Raw genomic sequence first — 18433 nt, 5'->3', positions numbered from 1 at the left:
GATGATCAAGACGCCACGACACGACGAACCGGTTGCCCAGCGCCCCATACGCCACATAGGACCCATACACCCCATACGCCCTCTACGCGTCGGCGGCGTCGGCAGCCTCGGCGCGTTCCTCCGACGCCACGCCCTCGACGACCGCGGACGCCTCCTTCTCCGGTACGCCCGCCGCGATCAGCGTGGCGACGGCGGTCCGCGTCCCGTCGTCCTCCCAGGTCCCCGCGTTGACGCTTTCGAGCAGGGAGATGGCCAGGGCCTCCAGGGCGGAGCTGAGGACCACGGCCGGCAGATGGTCGTGGAACACACCCGCGTGCTGGCCTCGCTCAAGGACTGCCGTCGCCTCGTCGCGGGCCGGGGCCAGCACCTCGGACACCCGCTCCACGCCCAGATCCTGGCGGGCGAGCGCCAGGAGCAGCCGGTAGCGGTCTCCCACCGACCAGATCGACAGGACGAACCGCGCGAACGCCCGCTCGGGCGCCTCCACGGCGTCCGGCTTGCGGGCCACAACGCCGCGCAGGGCCTCGGACGCCTCCTCGGCGAGAGCGTCCAGCAGGGCAGCCCGTCCCGGAAAGTGCCCGAAGAGCGTACGGCGGACCACGCCGGCCGCCCGCGCGATCTCCTCCAGGGTGACATCGGGGTTCCGCCCGAGCTCCTGTCGGGCGGTGGCGAGGATGCGGGCCCGGTTGGAACGCGAATTGCTTCGCAACGGCTCACGGACCACGGGCTTGGGCACGGCACGTCCTCGTGGATGCAGGGGGCGGGAAGGGCTTCTTCGATTCTCCCACGGTGGCGGGCCCCGCCCCTGGGACCGCCCGTACGGTGGCGGCCCCCGCTCCTGGGACCGCCCGGACCCGTTCGTCAGCCGAGGTCGGGGAGGGGCCGCCGGGCGACGTCGTGGGCGTCGTCGGCCGGGACGCCCAGCATGCGCAGGACCATCTCGGCCAGGTTCACGGCGGCCTCGTCGCCGTCCATGTCCGGGCGGGTGAACCTCAGCTCCACCAGGGACAGCAGGGTCCCGCCCAGCGCAGACAGCGCGACGGTCGGATCGACGGGGGAGAAACGGCCGGAGGCGACGCCGATCTCCAGGTCGCGCAGGGCGCGGGGCGCGAGGCCGCGGTCGGAGTGGAGGTGCTCCATGCCCCGGCGGCGCAGGACCTGCATCAGCTCCGGATGCGAGTCGGCCATTCTGGCGCTGAGCCTGAAGCCCGCCGCCACGAGCTCCGCCGGGTCGTCGATCCCGCTCAGGCGCTCGTCGAAGGTCTGGCCGAACTCCTCAAGCGCGTCCACGACGGCCGCGTCGAACAGCTCCGCCTTCGACGCGAAGTGGTTGTAGAAGGAGCCGAACCCCACGTCGGCGCGCTCCGCGATGGCCTGGATGCTCACGCCGGTGTCCCCGTTCTCGGCGAGGATCCGCCGGGCCGCGCGCACGAGCGCCTGACGCGTCTCGGCGCGACGCCGTTCGAACCGGTTGCCGGGCGGGGCTTTCGTAGGCATGCGCAGATTCTAGTCACGGCCCGGACGCCGATCACAGTTCTGATGAATCCATCAATTAACACTCCGGACCCCTTGACGGGGGACATTGTCAAACTTGATGATTTCATCATTACGGCGATGTTGCTTGGAGAAGACGATGACCAGGACAGCCCACCAGACGGCCCACCAGGACCTCCACAGTGAGCAGGGCGCCCTGCGGGGCGAGCACCCCGGACGCTCCCGAAACCCCGTGATCAAGGTGGCCGACCTGGCCTGGCTGGAGTTCGAGAAGCCCGATCTGGACCGCGCGGAGATCTTCGCCCGCGACTTCGGTTTCGGTGTCGCCGTCCGCACCGGGCACGAGCTGTGGCTGCGCGGCACCCTGGCCGGCTCGCCGTGCATGGTGATCCGCGAGGGGCGTACGTCCCGCTTCGTCGGACCGGCGTTCCGCGCGGCCGAGCGGGCCGATCTCGACCGGCTGGCACGCGCCACCGGCTCCGACGTACGGGACCTCGACGGAACGGGCGCCCCCGGCGGCGGCAGTGCCGTGCACATCCTCGACCCCTCGGGCTTCCCGGTGCGCGTGGTGCACTGCGGCGAGGACCTGCCGGCGCTGCCCGAACAGCGGCCGCTGCTGCTGAACTTCGGCACCGATCACCGTCGTACGAACGCCACGCAGCGCCCGCCCCGCGAGCCGTCCCGTATCCAGCGGCTGGGCCATGTGGTCCTGGAGACAAGGGTGTTCGGCCGCGCACTGGACTGGTACCTCGACACGCTCGGCATGATCGTCAGCGACTTCCTCTTCCTGGACGGGCAGCGCGAGCGTGGCCCCACGATGGCGTTCATCCGCTGCGACCGGGGCACTCTGGCCGTCGACCACCACACCCTGGCCATGCATCTGGGCCCCGGCAACGGCTATGTGCACTCCGCCTACCAGGTGACCGACCTGGACTCGATCGCCGCGGGCGGGGAGTACCTCAACGAGCGTGGATACAAGCGGAGTTGGGGCATCGGTCGGCACATCCAGGGCAGCCAGCTCTTCGACTACTGGCGCGACCCCGACCGCTTCATGCTGGAGCACTTCGCCGACGGCGACCTGTTCTCCTGCGACCTCGAACCCGGCTGGGCGCCCATGTCGACGAGCGGCCTCGCCCAGTGGGGCCCGCCGGCCACCCGCGACTTCCTCGGCGCGAGCCCCTCCCCCGCCCGGGTCCGAGACGTCGTCCAGGCCCTGCGCGGCGACAACGAGGTGGACCCGGCGCGCCTGCTGGGCCTGCTGAAAGCCGCGAACTCCTGAATCCCCAACTCCCCTGCCCCCTCTGAACCTCTGACGAAGGCAACGACATGAGCACCAACGTCCTGCGTACCGCCGACGGCTGGTGGGTGGTGCGCGACACGCGCGCCGTCCGCATCGAGACCAAGGCCGTCACCACCGCCGAACTGCTGGCCGACCTCGCCGCCGTACGGGAGACCGTCCGGGAAGCCGCCGCCTCCGGCGACACCGGCACGGCCGTCGCCGACCTGGTGGCCCTCTCCCCCGTCACCACGCCCTGCCGGGTGGTCGCCCAGATGGTCAACTACCGCAGCCACGCCCGCGATTCGGGCTTCACCGGCGACATCCCGCCCACCTTCTTCCGCAAGGCGTCCGGCTCGGTGAGTGGCCCCGGTGAGGCGATCGTCCGCCCCTCGCACGTGAAGTTCCTCGACTACGAGATCGAACTCGGCCTGGTGATGGGCGCACCCCTGCCGGTGGGCACCGTCGTCACCGAGCAGGACCTGCCCTCGTACGTCGCCGGGCTCGTCCTCACCAACGACGTCAGCGCCCGTGACGTACAGCTGACCAAGACGCAGTTCTACGAGAGCAAGTCGTACCCGACCTTCACGCCGACCGGCCCCTATCTCTCACTGTTGGAGCCGGAGGAGTTCGCCCATCTCCTGGATCTGCGGCTGAGGTTGTCGGTCAACGGCGGACTGCGCCAGGACCGCACCCTGGCCGACATGATCGTCCGCCCGGCGCAGGCGCTGACCCTGCTCGCGCGTTTCCAGACCCTGGCGCCCGGCGATCTGCTGCTCACCGGCACCCCGGGCGGCACCGCCCTCAAGGCACCGCCCAAGGCCGTCGAGAAGGTCGGGGCGCTGCTGCCGCCGGCCGTGAAGTGGAAGGCGTTCTTCAGGAGCCAGGCCCGCAATCCGCACTACCTGCGCGACGGCGACCTGATCACCGCGACGATCGCCACGCCGGACGGGCGGATCGACCTCGGCGAACAGCGCACCCCCGTGACCGACGCGTGAGCGAAGCGAGCCGCACCATGGCCTCCGAAGAGGAAGCAGCCGCACACGTACCCGTAGTGATCGTCGGAGCTGGGCCGGTGGGTGTGACCGCCGCCCTGCTGCTCGCCCGGCGTGGCGTACGGACCGTCGTCCTCGAACGCCACCACGAGGTCTACCCGCTGCCGCGTGCCGTCGCCGCCGACGACGAGGTGCGCCGGATCCTCCAAGCCGCTGGAGTCGGCGAGGAGTTCGCCGCGATCGCCCGCCCCGCGCGGGGGCTCCGGCTGCTGGACGCCCGGCACCGTGTGATGGCCGAGTTCCCGCGCGCCGCGCAGGGGGCGCACGGCTTCCCGCAGACCAGCATGTTCGACCAGCCGGAGCTGGAGCGACTGCTGCGCGCCGCCGTGGCCCGCCGCCCGGAGTGCGAACTGCGGACCGGGGTGGAGGTCGTCGGCATAGGCACAGGCGTCGGCGTGGGCGTTGGCCAGGACGGTAACGGTCCCGTCCGGGTGACCTGCCGCCGGGACGGCGTCGAGGAACACCTGTGGGCGGACGCCGTCCTCGGCTGCGACGGCGCGGGCAGCCTCACCCGCGACGCCGTCGGCGCCGGATGGCAGGACCTGCGCTTCGAGGAACGCTGGACGGTCGTCGACGTGCGCACGAGCGTCCCGGTCCGCTGCTGGGAAGGCGTCGACCAGGTCTGTGATCCGGACCGGCCGGCGACCTTCATGCGCATCGGCGAGGACCGCTACCGCTGGGAGTTCCGCCTGCCGGACGAGCGGGAACCGGATCACGAGCGGCTGCGCGAGCTGATCGCTCCCTGGGCGGATCTCCCGTACGGCGCCGACTTCGAGGTGGTGCGGCGGGCTGAGTACACCTTCCGGGCCCGTATCGCCGACCGCTGGCGCCGCGGGCGGGTCTTCCTGCTCGGCGACGCCGCGCACCTCACGCCGCCGTTCATCGGGCAGGGCCTTGGCGCGGGGATGCGTGACGCCCACAACCTGACGTGGAAGCTGGCCCGAGTACTCCAACAGGGCGCGGACGAGCGGCTGTTGGAGACCTACGAGAGCGAACGCAGGCCGCACGCCCGTCATACGATCCGGCTCGCGGTCGCGATGGGCTGGGCCATGACCGGCGGCCAGGACGGCGCCGCCGCCCTCCGCCGCGGCGTCCTGGGCGCGGCCGTCCGCGTCCCCGGCCTGACCGCAGCGGCCGCCCGTGACCTCAGTCCGGCCCTTGCCGCGGGGCCACTCGTGCGCCGACGCGCCCGCCGCCCGGCCCGCTGGGGCGGCCGCGGCCTCGTGGGCGGAATCTGCCCGCAGCCATGGGTGACCGTCGACGGGCGGCGCGTCCCCCTCGACGAACTGCTCGGCGGCTCCTTCGCCGTACTCACCGCCGCACCGCCCTCACCCTCACCCTCGCCCTCGGTGCGGGCGGTCGCCGACGGACTCGGCGCCCGGACCTTCCCCGTGGGCGGCCTGGGCGACGACGGCCGCCTCGCCGCCTGGCTGCGCGAGGGCCGGGCGGACGCCGTGCTGCTGCGCCCCGACCGCGTCGTCATGGATGTCGTCCCGTCCGGCGCCGACGACTTCACCGACACCGCGGGCTGGGCGTCCCTGCTGCACAGCACACGAAAGCCGCTACCAGCCCAACTCCCCATCGACACCAGCCTGTTGAGGAGCACCACACGATGACCAGGCCGCACCCGGACCCCTTCATGACCCCCGATCCGCAGGCCGCGGCGTCCAGCCGCATCGTGGACTTCGCGCGCCGGTCCGCCCGGCACCGGGGCGTCGGCGCGGGCGACGACCACACCGACTACGCCGCGCTGCACCGCTGGTCCGTCACGGACCTGGAGGGCTTCTGGGGTGCGGTGTGGGAGTACTTCGACATCGACGCGGACCGTCCGTACGAGCGGGTGCTGGCCGAGGAGACCATGCCGGGTGCCCGCTGGTTCCCCGGGGCGACCCTCAACTACACCGACCACGCCCTGCGCGGCCTGGGCGCCGACCGGCCCGCGATCATCGCGATGGACGAGACAGGTTCGGCGCGCCCGGTCGGTGCCGGCCAACTGCGGGCCGAGGTCGCCTCCGTCGCCGCGACCCTGCGCGACCTCGGCGTGGGCATGGGCGACCGGGTCGTCGGCTACCTCCCCAACACCCCGCACGCCATCGTGGCGTTCCTCGCCGCCGCAAGCCTCGGCGCGGTCTGGTCGGTGTGCGGCCAGGACTACGCTCCGAAGGCCGCCGTCGACCGCTTCGCCCAGCTGGAACCCACCGTCCTGATCTCCGCCGACGGCTACCTCTTCAACGGCACCGCCCACGACCGCCGCGAGGCCACCCTCGAACTGGCCCACGCGCTACCGACGTTGAAGGCCACCCTGCTCGTGAACCACGTGGGCCTGCCACGACTGTCTGGCAACTACCCGTCCCTGGCCGTCCCGTGGGAGGACGCGGCCACCCGCACAGAGCAACTCACCTGTACGCCGGTGCCGTTCGACCACCCGCTGTGGGTCGTCTTCTCCTCCGGGACCACCGGCCTGCCCAAGGGCATCGTGCACGGCCACGGCGGCGTCCTGCTCGAACACCTCAAGACCCTGGGCCTGCACTCCGACCTCGGCCCCGGCGACCGCCTCCTCTGGTACACCACCACCCACTGGATGATGTGGAACCTGGTCGCCTCCACGCTGCTGACGGGCGCCACGGCCTGTACGTACGACGGCAGTCCGGCACCGCTCGCCCGGCCCGACGTCCTGTGGGAGCTGGCGGCCCGTCACCGCGTCACCGTCTTCGGTACGAGTCCCCAATACCTGCTGGGGATGGCCAAGTTCGGCATCGACCCGTCCGTGCACGACCTGTCGTCCGTCCGCGTGGTCGGCTGCACCGGATCCGCGCTCCCGGCCTCCGCCTACCCCTGGGTCCGCGACCACGTCGGCGAAAGCGTCCTGCTCGCCTCCATCAGCGGCGGTACGGACATCGTCTCCGGCTTCGCGGGCAGCGCGCCCACGACGCCTGTACGGGCCGGGGAACTGTCGGCTCCCCACCTCGGTGTGGCGCTGGCCGCGTACGACTCCGAGGGGCACCCGGTCGTCGACCAGGTCGGTGAGCTGGTCGTCACCCGCCCCATGCCGTCGATGCCGCTGTACTTCTGGAACGACCCCGACGGCACCCGCTGCCACGACGCGTACTTCTCCACGTATCCCGGTGTGTGGCGGCACGGCGACTGGATCACGTTCACCTCCCACGGTTCGGTGATCGTTCACGGCCGCTCCGACTCCACCCTCAACCGCAACGGCGTACGGCTGGGGAGCGCGGACATCCACGACGTCGTCGAACGGCTTCCGGAGGTCACCGAGGCCCTGGTCATCGGGGCGGAGGAGCCGGACGGCGGCTACTGGATGCCGCTGTTCGTGGTCCCGGCGGCCGGGGCGACCCTCGACGACGCGCTCCGCGACCGCATTCGTGAGGCGATCCGGTCCGGTGTCTCGCCGCGTCACGTCCCCGACGAGATCCTCGAAGTCCCGGCCGTCCCGCACACCCGCACGGGCAAGAAGCTCGAAGTCCCCGTCAAGCGGCTGCTCCAGGGCGCGCCCGCCGAGCAGGTCGTCAACCCCGCCAGCGTGGACGCGCCCGAACTCATCGATTACTACGCCCGGCTGGGAGCCGAACGCCGCGCACGGACAGGCACCGAGCCCGCCCGTACATGAGAAGGGCCGTACATAGGAAGGCCCGCAGATGAGAAGGGCGGTGCCGGGCGTCCCTCCCGGCACCGCCCGGGCCGTGCGCCGCTCGGGCACGACCCGTCATGGGTGAAGGAAGGCCGGACCTGAGGTCCGGCCTCCTTCTGTGGTCGGCTCCGTTCTTCAGGAACCGACCCGCGTGTGGATCCTCAGGAGACGTCCACGTGCTCCTTCTGGCTCTCCTCCGGCTCCTCCTGGTCGTGCTTCGCGGCCTTGCGGCCGGGCAGGACCGCGAGGACGATCATGGTTCCGGCGGCCATGATGATCCCGCCGATCAGGCTGGTGTGCGCGACACCGTGGGCGAAGGCCTCGTGCACCGCGTCGATCAGGGCCTGCGCCTGCTCGGGCCCTGCGGAGGGGGTCTTCGCGATCTGCTCGGCGACCGCCAGACCGCCGCCGACCGAGTCCTTGGCCGTCTCCATCGCCGAGGCCGGCAGCTGCCCGCCGACCAGCTCGACAAGCCGGTCCTTGTACGCGGTGGCCAGCAGCGAGCCCAGTACGGCGATACCGAGGGAGCCGCCGAGTTCCAGCGCGGTGTCGTTGGCGCCACCGCCCACGCCCAGCTCGCTCTCCGGGAACGAACCCATGATGGTGTCGGTGGCCGGGGACACACTCAGCCCGATCGCGAACCCGAGCATCATCATCGGCGCCAGGAAATCGGCGTACGTAGAGCCCGTGTCGATCCGGGTGAGCAGGAGGACGCCCACAGTGCCGATCGCCATACCGGCCACCACCATGGTCTTCATGCCCAGCTTCGGCGTCAGGCGCCCGGTGGCCGCGGCGCCGACGAACACCGCGCCGGCCAGCGGCAGCAGACGGACGCCGGTCTCCAGCGCGCCGTAGCCGAGGACGAACTGCAGGAACTGGGTGGAGTAGTAGATCGCCCCGAAGGTGCCGAAGAAGAAGAACAGCACCGCCAGCATCGAGCCGCTGAAGGGCCGCTGGGCGAACCTGCGCACGTCCAGCATCGGGTGCGGGTGGCGCAGCTCCCAGAGTACGAAGGCCAGCAGGCCCACGCCCGCGACCACCGCGGCGGCGACCGGCCCGGTGCCCCAGCCGAAGTGCGGGCCCTCGATGATCGCGTAGACGAGCGAACCGACCGAGACGATCGACAGCAGTCCGCCCACGTAGTCGATCCGGCCGGCGTTCGCCGCCTTCGACGGCGGCACCAGGACCAGCGCGCCGATCACGGCGACGACGGCGATCGGGACGTTGATCAGGAAGGTCGAGCCCCAGGCGTGGTCCTCCAGGAGCCAGCCGGCCACCAGCGGGCCCACCGCGATGGCGAGGCCGGAGGTGGCGGTCCAGGCCGTGATGGCCTTGGCCCGCTCCCGCTTCGGGAAGATCGCGACCAGCAGGGACAGCGTGGCAGGCATGACCACCGCCGCGCCGACGCCCATGATCGCGCGGGCCGCGATGACCAGGCCCGTCCCGTCGACCAGGCTGCCCATCACCGAACCGCCCGCGAAGATCACCAGGCCCGCGACGAGCGCCCCGCGACGGCTGTACTTGTCGCCGATCGAGCCGAGGACGAGCATCAGCGCGGCGTACGGAACGGTGTAGCCGTCGACGACCCACTGCAGGTCACTGCTGCTCAGGCCCAGGTCCGTGGTCATGTCCGGCGCCGCCACGATCAGTGACGTGTTCGCCATGACCACGATCAGCAGACTCAGACACAGCACCAGCAGAGCGAGCCAGCGCCGTGAGTACGGCCCTGTCATCTTCTCGACGGGTGTGTTGGCGAAGAGCGGCATTGGAGGCTCCCGGGGGGTGAGTGGGACGAAAGAGGGACGAGAGGGACAAGCGAGGCGACTTAATTGCCCATCGATGTGCAGACTAGTTTATTGCCCGTCGATGTGCAAATATCTCGGTAGCCCTCCCTGGGCCCGCCCGCCCGCCGGCCTGCCTGACCCACTCGCCCGTCCGCCCGTCCGCTCGCCTGACCGCCCGCCGAGGTACCGATGTGACCAGCCCGCCAGCGACGCACGAACCCCTCAGCCGTACGGCCCGCGCCACCCGCACGCGCATCCTCGAAGCGGCCCGGCGGGAACTGGGGCGCAACGCCGACAGCAGCCTCGGTGACATCGCCGAGGCGGCCGGTGTGGCGCGTCGTACCGTGTACGCGCATTTCGCGGGACGGGCCGCACTCGTCGGGGGGCTCGCGGCGGACGCCGGGGAGGCGATTCGCGTCGCGATCGCCGTCATCGACGCGCCGGGGCCGGTTGCACGTCAGGTTCCGGATGCCGCGAGTGCCCTGGCGCGTGTGGTTCTCACCCTCTGGCCGGTCGGTGACCGCTATCGCACGCTCATCGGGCTGGCCCGCCAGGGACTGGGAGCCAACGAGTTCAGCGGACTACTGACTCCCGTCCGCGACAAGGTCACCGGGATCCTGGCCCGCGGCCAACGGCAGGGCGTCTTCCACACCGGCGTCCCGCCCGGACCGCTCAGCAGAGCCCTCGAAGCGCACATTCTGGCCGTCCTCGACAGCGTCAACTCCGGGAACTGGGCCGACGACGGCACGGGAGCCGCCACCTCCACTCTGATCGCCGCAGGCACCGACCGCGATGTCGCGGCCTCGACGGTCCGCCGCCTCCGCGACGCCAACTAGCCCGCGCTCCAAGCCACTTGGGCACGCAGTAACCCCGTACACGCGACAGGAGAACTCATGTACCGTCCCCATCCCGAATACCGCGACGACTCCGCCCACCAGGACGACTTCACGTACCAGAACGACTTCGCGTACCAGGACGACTTCGCATACCAGTCGGATGCCGCGCGGAGGCACCGGCTGCCGCTCGTCATCTCCCTCGCCGCCCTGTGCGCGCTGATCCTCGTCCCCGTGGTGGTCGACCGTGTCGCGGCGGCGCGGGTGGAGTCGGGTACGGCCGAGGCGTTCCAGGAGGGCATGGGTACTCCCACGCGGCCCGAGGTCCATGTGCGCGGCTTCCCCGTGCTGACCCAGGTGGCGTCCGGCACCCTGCGGCACGTGGACATCAGCGCCCGCGACATACCCGCCGACGAGGCCACCCGCCCGCTGCCGGTGACCGAACTCGACCTCGGGCTCGACGACTTGCGGAAGTCGGACGACGGCGGCGAGGCACGGGCGCGCAGCGCCGAGGCGACCGCCCGTCTGTCGTACACCGATGTGTCCGACGCGCTCGGTCTCGAGGTGTCCCAGGGTGACCGGCCCGGCCGGATCAGTGCGAGGATCGCGATGCCGTTCGGCGACGGGATCACCGTGACGGTGAAGGTGTCGGCGGTCTCCGGCAACCGCATCGCCTTCGAGGACTTCCGGGTGACGAGCGGTGTACTGCCCGACGCCGGTCAGGCGCTGCTCGACAAGGTCTTCGAGCAGCCGGTCCAGCTGCGGAACATCCCCGACGGCCTGCGTCTTCGCTCGGTCACCACCACGGCCGACGGCCTCACGGCCCGCTTCTCGGGTACGTCGGTCACGTTCCGCCCCGCCGACGCGGCGCAGGGCGCGGCACAGGGCTGACCGCCCTCGCCCCTGCTCAGCGGCCGCGCAGAGCGGTCAGCGTGGCCTCCAGGTCGGCCACGCGGGGGCGGTTGTGCGGCAGCTTGCCGAGCAGCACCGCCATGGTGCAGGTGTCGGTGAGCGCGGAGAGGACCAGGCCGCCCGCCACCCCGGCCGAGAGGAGCTGGAAGGCCGGGTGGACGAACAGGCCCAGGGACAGTCCGACGAGTACGAGCGTGCCGACGGTGAAGCGCACCTGGCGTTCCATGGCCCAGCCGCCCCGGGCAGCGGAGGCCTCGGGCCGGTCCAGGTCGTTGCCCTCGGCGGCCCACGCGGTCGTACCACCGGCAAGGGTCGCCGCGGCGATGCCCTCTCCGGCGAGGAGCTCGCAGGCGACCCGGGAGCGGTTGCCGGAGGCGCACACCATCAGGATGTCACCCCGCTCGGCGGCGTGGCGCAGGTCCGGCAACGCCCGCCGCACCTGGTCCAGCGGGATGTTCAGGGCGCCGGGCAGATGACCCGAGGCGTACTCACCTGCCGTCCGTACGTCGATGACGGTGAGGTCGTGCAGCCGACTGCGGGCCTGGCCGACGCCGAGGACGACGACGGGCGTGGGGGAACTGGTCATGGCTGAGGTGCTCCTGTGTTTTTGGAGGTATTGGCAGGCTGGAGGGCTACAGGTACGGGAGGGCCGCAGGTACCGGAGGGCTACAGGTACGGGAGGGCCGCAGGTATCGGAGGGCTGGGGGCGCGCTGCAGTAATCGAGCGGCTGGGCCCGTCACACCGCCGTGTCGACGAGCATCAGGGCGGCCACCGCGAGCAGCACCAGGGCGAAGACCCTCTGGAGCATCGGGCCGGACACCTTCGCGGCGAGGCGTTTGCCGTCCCACGCTCCGAGGATCGCGGCCCCGGCGAAGGGGGCGATGACGGCCCAGTCCAGGCCGTCGGCCGTACCGGCGCGCATCACGAGCGCGGCGAGCGAGTTGATGGTGATGACGAGCAGGCTGGTGCCCACCGCCTCCCGCATCCGCAGGCCGAGTACGCCCACGAGCGCCGGTACGGCGAGGAAGCCGCCGCCGACGCCGAGTACGCCGGTGACGGCGCCGAGCCCGCCACCGGCCGCCGCGGCCCGCGCGGACCTGACCGGCCGGGCGTCGTCCGAACTCTTCCGCGGGCGCAGCATGCGTACCGCCGCCACCGCCGCGACCACGGCGAAGGCCCCGGTCAGCGCGGCGTCCGGCAGTCTCCCCGCGACCGCGCCGCCCAGCAGCGCCGGACCGATGCCCGCCGCCGCGAAGAGCGCCCCCGTACGCCAGCGGACCTGGCCGTCGCGTGCGTGGCCGGACAGCGCCGTGGCCGAGGTGGCGGTCACGATGACGAGGCTCGCGGTGCTGGCCGCGACCGGAGTGAAACCGAGCAGATAGATCAGGGCGGGGACGGCCAGGACGCTGCCGCCGCCCCCGAGCGCACCGAGCGCCAGCCCGATGACGGCACCGGCCGTCAGGGCGAGTATGAGAGGGCTCACGCCACAGTGCCGTTCTGAAGGCTTCCGGCGCGGCCGGGAGCGCGGGGCAGGAGGAGGGGGTGCGACGGCACGGTCTCGCTTCTTTCTGGTGACGGAGGGCGGAGGCCGCGCAACGGCTCGGCCTCCCCGGGAGACCAGTCCCAGGTGAGGGCAGATCTCCCGTACCGATGCCTGGTTCAGGCGGTCCGGACGGTGAGGCCGGCCTTCTCCGCCGCGGTGAACGCGTCGTCCACGGCGACGACTTGACGGCCCGCCGCGTCCAGCAGAGAGGCGGCGATGGCGGCGCGCATGCCGCCCGCGCAGTGCACCCACACCTCGCCCGCGGGAATCTCGCCGAGCCGCCCGCGCAGGGCGTGGACCGGGATGTGGACCGAGCCCTCGATGAAGCCGCCGGCACGTTCGGACGACCGCCTGACGTCCAGTACGACGGGGCCGTCACCGGGGTGCCGACCGGAGGGACCAGCGAGGCCAACGCGGTCGGCAAGGTCTGCGAGGTCTGCGAACGTGGCCCGGCGGAAGGTGGCCAGGGGCTCGCCCTCGCGCACCCACGCCGACGGTTCACCGGTGGCCCCGGCGGCGGGGCGGTCGACGCCGACCCTGACCAACTCGCGCTGGGCGGCGGCCAGTTGACCGGCGGACTCGGCGAGCAGTGACACCGGCTTGCCCCAGGGGATCAACCAGGCCAGATAGGTGGCCAGTTGACCCTCGGCCTCGAAGTTGAACGAGCCAGCGACATGCCCTTCGGCGAACGCGACGCGGTTGCGCAGATCGACCACCCACTCCCCCGCGGCCAGCCTGGCGGCGATCTCGTCGGCGTCGGCCACGGCCGGTGGGGTGAGGTCGACGGGCGCGGGGCCCGCGGCGTTGGCCGGGCCCATGTGCGCGTAGTAGGCAGGGACTTCGTCCAGCCCCGCCAGCAGATCGGCGACGAAGGTGTCCACGTCCCGGGTGAGCGCCTCGTTGGCCGACTTCTCCTTGCCGATGGTGGTGGCATCGCCCTCGGCCCGGCCGACGGAACAGAAGCTGCCGAAGCCGTGGGTGGGCAACACCGCCGTCTCGTCTGGGAGTTCGGCCGCGAGCCGGTGGGCGGAGGCGTGCTGGGCGCGGGCGAGGTCCTCGGTCAGGCGCGGTTCGACCAGGTCGGGGCGCCCGACTGTGCCGATCAGCAGCGAACCACCGGTGAAGACCGCGACCGCCGCCCCGCCCTCCTCCAGAACGTACGAGGTGTGGTGCGGGGTGTGGCCGGGGGTCGCGAGCGCACGCAGGGCAAGACCTGCGTCGGCGTCGACGACCGTGCTGTCCCCGTCGCGCACGGGTGTCCGCTCGACGGAGACGCGGGCTCCGGCCGGAACGAGGTAGGCCGCGCCCGTGAGCCGGGCCAGCTCCGGACCGCCGGTGACGTAGTCGTTGTGCACGTGTGTCTCGACCACCTGCGCTATGCGCACGCCACGCCGGGCCGCCACCGCGATCACCCGGTCGACGTCACGCGGCGGATCGATCACGACGGCCTCCCGCTCGCCGCCCGCCAGGTAGCTGCGGTTGCCGAGCCCCGCCACCTCGATGGTGTCAACGAAGAACATGTCGGGCACTCCTTCCGAAGTGAAATTACCCCCGGGGGTATATGAGGGACACTAGCATGTACCCCCGGGGGTATTTGAAAGCTGTTCGAAAGACCGAGGAACGGGCAGGTCAGGCGGCCCGGTCGAGCAGGTCGACGAGGGTGGCGCGGGCGCGGGACACGCGGGAGCGGACGGTTCTGACGGGGCAGTCGCTGAGCTCGGCCGCCTCGGCGTGCGGCACATGACGGGCCTCGTCCTCACATCCGCCGGCCGGGCGTCACGGTGATGCACGCACATCGCCCGGGCTGACGACGACCGCCTCCACCGCGACCGGCCCGCTGCGCCGGAAGCGCAGCGTGCACGGGACCGGATCGCCGAGTTCCCACCGGGGACCCCGCCCGCAGGATCACGTAGAGCCCGTGCGGGGACATGATGAGGCTGTGCGGTGGGCGGGTACGGCGGCCGAGTCCACCGCGTCGCGGTCCGCGGCGGTGTCCCTGGAGTCGCCGTACGGGAGGAAGACGCGTCCGGCGGTGATCTCGATCCGCGCCGGATCGCCCGCCCGGGCGTACGTCACTCGGGTGGTGCTGTCACCCCTCCGGCCGGTGCGGCATCCGTACGTCGACCGCCGTGAGCGCCAGCGCCAGTGGGCCCGGTGCCAGGAACGCCAGGGGCAGCAGCATCCAGGCGCACAACGCGGCCGCCGCTACGGCGAGCAGGACGAGCCCGCTGCCGCCCACGTCCCGTACGGAGTCCCGGGCGGCCCCGGTCACGGCCGCCCGCCAGTCGGTGAGCGACTCGGGGCGCCCGCAGGCGCGAAGACCCACGACGGCCGCGTACGCGCCGATGGCGGCGGCGACGATCGCGAACAGCGGGGCACCGGGCAATCCGGCGCGGGCCAGGGCGAGGTCCGCCCAGAGCAGCAGGACGCCGGCCAGGGACAGCGCCCCGGCCGCGAGGTCCCCGGCGCGCAGGCGTCGCCGCAGGGTGGTCAAGTACCGTCCGGCGGTGGCCGGTTGGTCCTCGCGGGCGCCGCGCAGGACCGCGCACGCGGTGGACAGCGCCGCCGGCAGGGTGACGACCGGCAGCGACACCAGGGCCGTACAGACGCCGACGCTCAGCACGTCCGCGAACAGCGTCATACGCGGACCGAAGATCTCGCCCGTCTCGCGGGCCTGTCCGGCGCTCATCCCTTGATCCCGGAGTTCGCCATGCCCTCGACCAGGAACCGCTGGAAGGCGAGGAAGAACAGCACGATCGGGAGGAGGGCGATCACCGACATCGCGAACATCGGGCCGAACGCGGACTGGCTGGACGCGTCCACGAACGACCTGAGCGCCAGCGTGAGTGTGAACTTCTCCGGCGAGAAGAGATAAATCAGCTGGGTGAAGAAGTCGTTCCAGGTCCAGATGAAGGTGAAGATCGCCGTGGTGATGAGTGCCGGTCGCGTCAGCGGGAGGATCACCAGGAAGAAGCTCCTGAACGGGCCGCAGCCGTCGATCCGTGCCGCCTCCTCCAGTTCGCGCGGCAGCCCTCGCATGAACTGCACGATGAGGAAGACGAAAAACGCCTCCGTGGCAAGGAACTTGGGCAGGATCAGCGGCCAGTAGGTGTTCACCATGCCGAGCTGGTTGAAGATGATGTACTGCGGGATCAGCACGGCGTGGTGCGGCAGCATGATGGTCGCGATCATGAACGCGAAGAGCGGGCCCCTGAAGCGGAACCGCAGCCTGGCGAAGGCGTACGCGGCCAGTGAACAGCTGATCACGTTGCCGACGACCGCGCCGCCCGCGATGAACAGCGAGTTGCCGAGCAGCTGCCACACCGAGACGTCGTTCACGCCGTCGAGGGCTGTCGTGTAGTTGGACCACTCCAGGCTGCCGGGCAGCAGGTCGAGGCTGGCGATGACCTCGTCGGCCGGCTTGAGCGAGGTCGCCAGCAGCCATGCCAGCGGGTACAGCATCACGAGCAGCGCGGCCAGACACCCGAGGTGCAGGGCGACGCGGCGCCAGGCAACCGGCTTGCGTACGGCGACGGTTGAGGTGGTCATCGGTCCCCCTCGGACGCGTAGAAGACCCAGGAGCGCGAGGTCCGGAACAGTACGGCGGTGACCGCGCCGATGACGAGGAGCAGCGTCCATGCCATCGCGGAGGCGTAGCCCATGTGGGAGGCGACGAAGCCGCGGTCGTAGAGGTAGAGCGTGTAGAAGAGCGTCGAGTCGGCGGGGCCGCCCTTGCCCGCGCTCACCGCGAACGCGGGGGTGAAGACCTGGAAGGCCTGGATGGTCTGGAGCACCAGGTTGAAGAAGATCACCGGGGAGAGCATGGGCACGGTGATGGACAGGAACTGGCGCCATCGGCTCGCGCCGTCCACGGCTGCGGCTTCGTACAGCTCCGTGGGGATCTGCTGGAGTCCGGCGAGGAAGATGACCATCGGGGCGCCGAACTGCCACACCGTCAGCAGGGCGACCGTGAAGAGTGCCCAGCCGGGTTTGTTGACCCAGCCGCCGGTGCCGAGGAGGTTGTCGACCGTACCGCCGTCGTTGAAGATGGCCCGCCACACGAGGGCGATGGACATCGACGTGCCGAGCAGGGAGGGCGCGTAGAAGGCGGAGCGGTAGAAACCCTTGCCGCGCCTCATGCTCTTCAGGGCGAGCGCGACGACCAGGGCGAGGCCGAGTTGGAGGGGTACGGCGATGACGACGTACGTCAGGGTCGCGACCACCGAGCGCCAGTAGCGCGGGTCCTCCGTGAACATCTGCGTGTAGTTGCGCAGGCCCACCCACTGGGGCGGGTTGAACAAGTCGTAGTCCGTGAAGGAGAGATAGAGCGAGACGGCCATCGGGAGCAGGGTCAGTACGGCGGCGCCGAGGACCCATGGGGAGAGGAACACCCAGGCGGCGCCCTCGCGTTGGCGCTTTCCGGGTCGCTTCGGTGGCGTGGAGGGCTTCCCTGTGCGGGCGGCCGCCGGTATCTCGGTGGTGGTCATGACCGCAGCTCCGCCTTCGCCTCGGTGATGTAGTTCTCGGCCGCCTCGCGGGGCGACAGCCGCTCGTACGACACCTGGTCGTAGTCGCGCTGGAAGGTGGTCTGCAGGGCGCTGTCTCCCGAAGGGGGCGCCTGGGGCGGGGCGTTGAGCTTGCCTTCGAAGGGCGCCTGGTATTCGTAGATGGTCTTGTCGAAGTCCTTGAGGTCCGAGGAGATCTCGTCGCGGATCGACTCATTGACCGGGATGCCGCGGCTCGCGCCGACGATCTTCGCCGCTTCCCTGTCGTTGAGCATGAAGTCGACGAGCTGGGCGGATTCCTTGGGGTGGCCCGTGTCTGCGGCGACACCCATGAACATGGAGGGCTTGAAGTACTGGCCGGGCGTGCCGTCCTCGTTCGACGGCATGGGGGCGAGGGAGATCCCGTCCGGGACGAGGGCGAGGTAGCCGCTCGCCGGGGCGTCCCAGTTCATCTCGGAGAAGGCCGTGCCGCGGCCGAGCGGAGTGTTCTCGACCGATCCGTCGAGCTGTGTCGTCTGCTCGGCGGACGAGACCGCGCCTTCGCGCCGCAGCTTGTCGGTGAAGGTCCACCAGCGTGTGAGGTCGTCGGCGGTGAAGCCGAGGCGCTTGTCCTCCGTGTAGAGGGACTTGCCCTGGCCGCGCAGCCAGATCTCGAAGGCGTCCTCGCTCTGTCCGGGGTCGGTGCCGCCGGGCTTGCCGGTCCTGTCCGCCAGCTCGCGCATGGCGTCTGCCCAGTCGGTCCAGGTCCAGCCCGGCTTGGGGAGCTCGACTCCGGCGGCCTTCCACTGTGTGGTGTCGTACACCATGGTCTCGGTGCCGCGGCCCTGCGGGATGGCGTACAGCTTTCCGTCCACCTTGCCGGTGGCCAGCAGGCCCGGCTCGAACTCGCCTGTTTTCAGGACGGTCCGCTGCTTGTCGAGGTCGAGGAGGACGCCTCCTGACGCGTACTGGTCGATCATCCGGTAGTCGAGCTGCATCACGTCGGGGGCGTCGCCGCCGGCTGCCTGGGTGGCCAGCTTCTGCTTGTACGGTTCGTAGCCGGCGAAGGAAGTTTGTACGTCTATGCCCGGGTACTTCTTCTCGAAGAGGTCGACCGCTTCCTGGGTTCGGGCCGCTCTGTCCGGGTTGCCCCACCAGGTGTAGCGCAGCACCACGTTCCCGCCGGCGCCGGTCGACTCGCCCGTGTCCGAGCAGGCGGTGAGTGTCGCTGCCGTCGCACAGAGTGCGAGGAGCGCCGCCGTCGTCGTGCGGAACGGCCGGGGCCGCCGGGGCGGCTTGGCGGTCCTGCGGGACGGCCAGGACTTCCTTGTCCTGTTTCCGGGCATGAGTGGGTCACCTCTTTCGCTAGAAAGCGCTTCCACCCCCCGGTACGACCCTAGGG

The 18433-nt window shown here is 71.2% G+C and carries 17 protein-coding genes and 1 pseudogene; 6 read left to right on the top strand and 12 right to left on the bottom strand.

Annotation, left to right across the window (positions count from 1 at the left end):
* Nucleotides 1–82: 82 nt before the first annotated feature.
* Complete coding sequence (locus tag ACFWXQ_RS10725; RefSeq protein WP_383944282.1) at nucleotides 83–736, bottom strand: TetR/AcrR family transcriptional regulator; 654 nt, start codon at nucleotides 734–736, stop codon at nucleotides 83–85.
* A 125-nt stretch (nucleotides 737–861) separates the two neighbouring features.
* Nucleotides 862–1497: a TetR/AcrR family transcriptional regulator gene (locus tag ACFWXQ_RS10720; RefSeq protein ID WP_383944285.1), complete on the bottom strand. Its 636-nt coding sequence runs from the start codon at nucleotides 1495–1497 to the stop codon at nucleotides 862–864.
* A gap of 136 nt (nucleotides 1498–1633) precedes the next feature.
* On the opposite strand from ACFWXQ_RS10720, the gene ACFWXQ_RS10715 reads away from it, so the two are divergent.
* The 4 genes from ACFWXQ_RS10715 to ACFWXQ_RS10700 are packed head-to-tail and all read left to right on the top strand — an operon-like array spanning nucleotide 1634 to nucleotide 7453.
* Nucleotides 1634–2773: a VOC family protein gene (locus ACFWXQ_RS10715; RefSeq protein WP_383944288.1), complete on the top strand. Its 1140-nt coding sequence runs from the start codon at nucleotides 1634–1636 to the stop codon at nucleotides 2771–2773.
* 47 nt (nucleotides 2774–2820) lie between these two features.
* Entirely contained in the window at nucleotides 2821–3768 is a 948-nt protein-coding gene (locus tag ACFWXQ_RS10710; RefSeq protein ID WP_383944290.1) for a fumarylacetoacetate hydrolase family protein, read from the top strand.
* A 17-nt stretch (nucleotides 3769–3785) separates the two neighbouring features.
* Complete coding sequence (locus tag ACFWXQ_RS10705; protein WP_383944293.1) at nucleotides 3786–5441, top strand: bifunctional 3-(3-hydroxy-phenyl)propionate/3-hydroxycinnamic acid hydroxylase; 1656 nt, start codon at nucleotides 3786–3788, stop codon at nucleotides 5439–5441.
* Nucleotides 5438–7453 carry an acetoacetate--CoA ligase gene (locus ACFWXQ_RS10700; RefSeq protein ID WP_383944296.1) on the top strand — a complete coding sequence of 672 codons (2016 nt, stop codon included), beginning with the start codon at nucleotides 5438–5440 and terminating at the stop codon, nucleotides 7451–7453. The genes ACFWXQ_RS10705 and ACFWXQ_RS10700 overlap by 4 nt, the downstream gene beginning before the upstream one ends.
* 182 nt (nucleotides 7454–7635) lie before the next feature.
* On the opposite strand, the gene ACFWXQ_RS10695 is transcribed toward ACFWXQ_RS10700, so the two are convergent.
* Nucleotides 7636–9240 (bottom strand): MFS transporter, encoded by a 1605-nt coding sequence (locus ACFWXQ_RS10695; RefSeq protein ID WP_383944298.1) that lies wholly within the window; start codon nucleotides 9238–9240, stop codon nucleotides 7636–7638.
* A gap of 209 nt (nucleotides 9241–9449) precedes the next feature.
* Between ACFWXQ_RS10695 and ACFWXQ_RS10690 the strand changes: the two genes are divergently transcribed.
* On the top strand, nucleotides 9450–10094 hold the full coding sequence (locus ACFWXQ_RS10690) for a TetR/AcrR family transcriptional regulator (RefSeq protein WP_383944300.1): 645 nt from the start codon (nucleotides 9450–9452) through the stop codon (nucleotides 10092–10094).
* Between the two features lie 57 nt (nucleotides 10095–10151).
* Entirely contained in the window at nucleotides 10152–10982 is an 831-nt protein-coding gene (locus ACFWXQ_RS10685) for a DUF2993 domain-containing protein (RefSeq protein WP_383944303.1), read from the top strand.
* Nucleotides 10983–10998: 16 nt separating this feature from the next.
* Here ACFWXQ_RS10685 and ACFWXQ_RS10680 read toward each other — a convergent pair whose 3' ends face one another.
* From ACFWXQ_RS10680 to ACFWXQ_RS10640, 9 genes and pseudogenes are all read right to left on the bottom strand, one after another.
* Complete coding sequence (locus ACFWXQ_RS10680) at nucleotides 10999–11589, bottom strand: rhodanese-like domain-containing protein (protein ID WP_383944306.1); 591 nt, start codon at nucleotides 11587–11589, stop codon at nucleotides 10999–11001.
* Nucleotides 11590–11740: 151 nt separating this feature from the next.
* Nucleotides 11741–12487 carry a sulfite exporter TauE/SafE family protein gene (locus ACFWXQ_RS10675; protein ID WP_383944309.1) on the bottom strand — a complete coding sequence of 249 codons (747 nt, stop codon included), beginning with the start codon at nucleotides 12485–12487 and terminating at the stop codon, nucleotides 11741–11743.
* A gap of 176 nt (nucleotides 12488–12663) precedes the next feature.
* On the bottom strand, nucleotides 12664–14067 hold the full coding sequence (locus tag ACFWXQ_RS10670) for a rhodanese-like domain-containing protein (protein ID WP_383944312.1): 1404 nt from the start codon (nucleotides 14065–14067) through the stop codon (nucleotides 12664–12666).
* A 109-nt stretch (nucleotides 14068–14176) separates the two neighbouring features.
* Nucleotides 14177–14287 (bottom strand): annotated as a pseudogene (locus tag ACFWXQ_RS10665) (sigma factor-like helix-turn-helix DNA-binding protein); the annotation flags it as partial.
* Between the two features lie 165 nt (nucleotides 14288–14452).
* Nucleotides 14453–14623: a hypothetical protein gene (locus ACFWXQ_RS10660; RefSeq protein ID WP_383944315.1), complete on the bottom strand. Its 171-nt coding sequence runs from the start codon at nucleotides 14621–14623 to the stop codon at nucleotides 14453–14455.
* 13 nt (nucleotides 14624–14636) lie between these two features.
* Entirely contained in the window at nucleotides 14637–15236 is a 600-nt protein-coding gene (locus tag ACFWXQ_RS10655; protein WP_383944318.1) for a hypothetical protein, read from the bottom strand.
* The gene (locus tag ACFWXQ_RS10650; protein WP_383944321.1) at nucleotides 15233–16096 is read right to left on the bottom strand and encodes a carbohydrate ABC transporter permease; all 864 of its coding nucleotides are present in this window, start codon (nucleotides 16094–16096) and stop codon (nucleotides 15233–15235) included. Before ACFWXQ_RS10650 ends, ACFWXQ_RS10655 begins: the two co-directional genes overlap by 4 nt.
* Nucleotides 16093–17034, bottom strand: a complete 942-nt coding sequence (locus ACFWXQ_RS10645) for a sugar ABC transporter permease (RefSeq protein ID WP_361895003.1) — start codon at nucleotides 17032–17034, stop codon at nucleotides 16093–16095. The genes ACFWXQ_RS10650 and ACFWXQ_RS10645 overlap by 4 nt, the downstream gene beginning before the upstream one ends.
* Entirely contained in the window at nucleotides 17031–18377 is a 1347-nt protein-coding gene (locus ACFWXQ_RS10640; RefSeq protein WP_383944323.1) for an ABC transporter substrate-binding protein, read from the bottom strand. Before ACFWXQ_RS10640 ends, ACFWXQ_RS10645 begins: the two co-directional genes overlap by 4 nt.
* Between the last annotated feature and the right edge of the window lie 56 nt (nucleotides 18378–18433).

Source organism: Streptomyces sp. NPDC058697 (assembly GCF_042715345.1).
In the GTDB taxonomy this organism is placed as follows: Bacteria; Actinomycetota; Actinomycetes; order Streptomycetales; family Streptomycetaceae; genus Streptomyces; species Streptomyces liliifuscus.
This window is presented reverse-complemented; position numbering and strand designations above follow the sequence as displayed.

Excerpts from the sequence above, each read along its gene's own strand:
- ACFWXQ_RS10695 (WP_383944298.1), bottom strand. The coding sequence starts at position 9,240 with ATGCCGCTCTTCGCCAACACACCCGTCGAGAAGATGACAGGGCCGTAC.
- ACFWXQ_RS10685 (WP_383944303.1), top strand. The coding sequence starts at position 10,152 with ATGTACCGTCCCCATCCCGAATACCGCGACGACTCCGCCCACCAGGAC.
- ACFWXQ_RS10650 (WP_383944321.1), bottom strand. The coding sequence starts at position 16,096 with ATGACCACCTCAACCGTCGCCGTACGCAAGCCGGTTGCCTGGCGCCGC.
- ACFWXQ_RS10720 (WP_383944285.1), bottom strand. The coding sequence starts at position 1,497 with ATGCCTACGAAAGCCCCGCCCGGCAACCGGTTCGAACGGCGTCGCGCC.
- ACFWXQ_RS10680 (WP_383944306.1), bottom strand. The coding sequence starts at position 11,589 with ATGACCAGTTCCCCCACGCCCGTCGTCGTCCTCGGCGTCGGCCAGGCC.
- ACFWXQ_RS10670 (WP_383944312.1), bottom strand. The coding sequence starts at position 14,067 with ATGTTCTTCGTTGACACCATCGAGGTGGCGGGGCTCGGCAACCGCAGC.
- ACFWXQ_RS10640 (WP_383944323.1), bottom strand. The coding sequence starts at position 18,377 with ATGCCCGGAAACAGGACAAGGAAGTCCTGGCCGTCCCGCAGGACCGCC.
- ACFWXQ_RS10700 (WP_383944296.1), top strand. The coding sequence starts at position 5,438 with ATGACCAGGCCGCACCCGGACCCCTTCATGACCCCCGATCCGCAGGCC.
- ACFWXQ_RS10710 (WP_383944290.1), top strand. The coding sequence starts at position 2,821 with ATGAGCACCAACGTCCTGCGTACCGCCGACGGCTGGTGGGTGGTGCGC.
- ACFWXQ_RS10715 (WP_383944288.1), top strand. The coding sequence starts at position 1,634 with ATGACCAGGACAGCCCACCAGACGGCCCACCAGGACCTCCACAGTGAG.
- ACFWXQ_RS10645 (WP_361895003.1), bottom strand. The coding sequence starts at position 17,034 with ATGACCACCACCGAGATACCGGCGGCCGCCCGCACAGGGAAGCCCTCC.
- ACFWXQ_RS10705 (WP_383944293.1), top strand. The coding sequence starts at position 3,786 with ATGGCCTCCGAAGAGGAAGCAGCCGCACACGTACCCGTAGTGATCGTC.
- ACFWXQ_RS10655 (WP_383944318.1), bottom strand. The coding sequence starts at position 15,236 with ATGAGCGCCGGACAGGCCCGCGAGACGGGCGAGATCTTCGGTCCGCGT.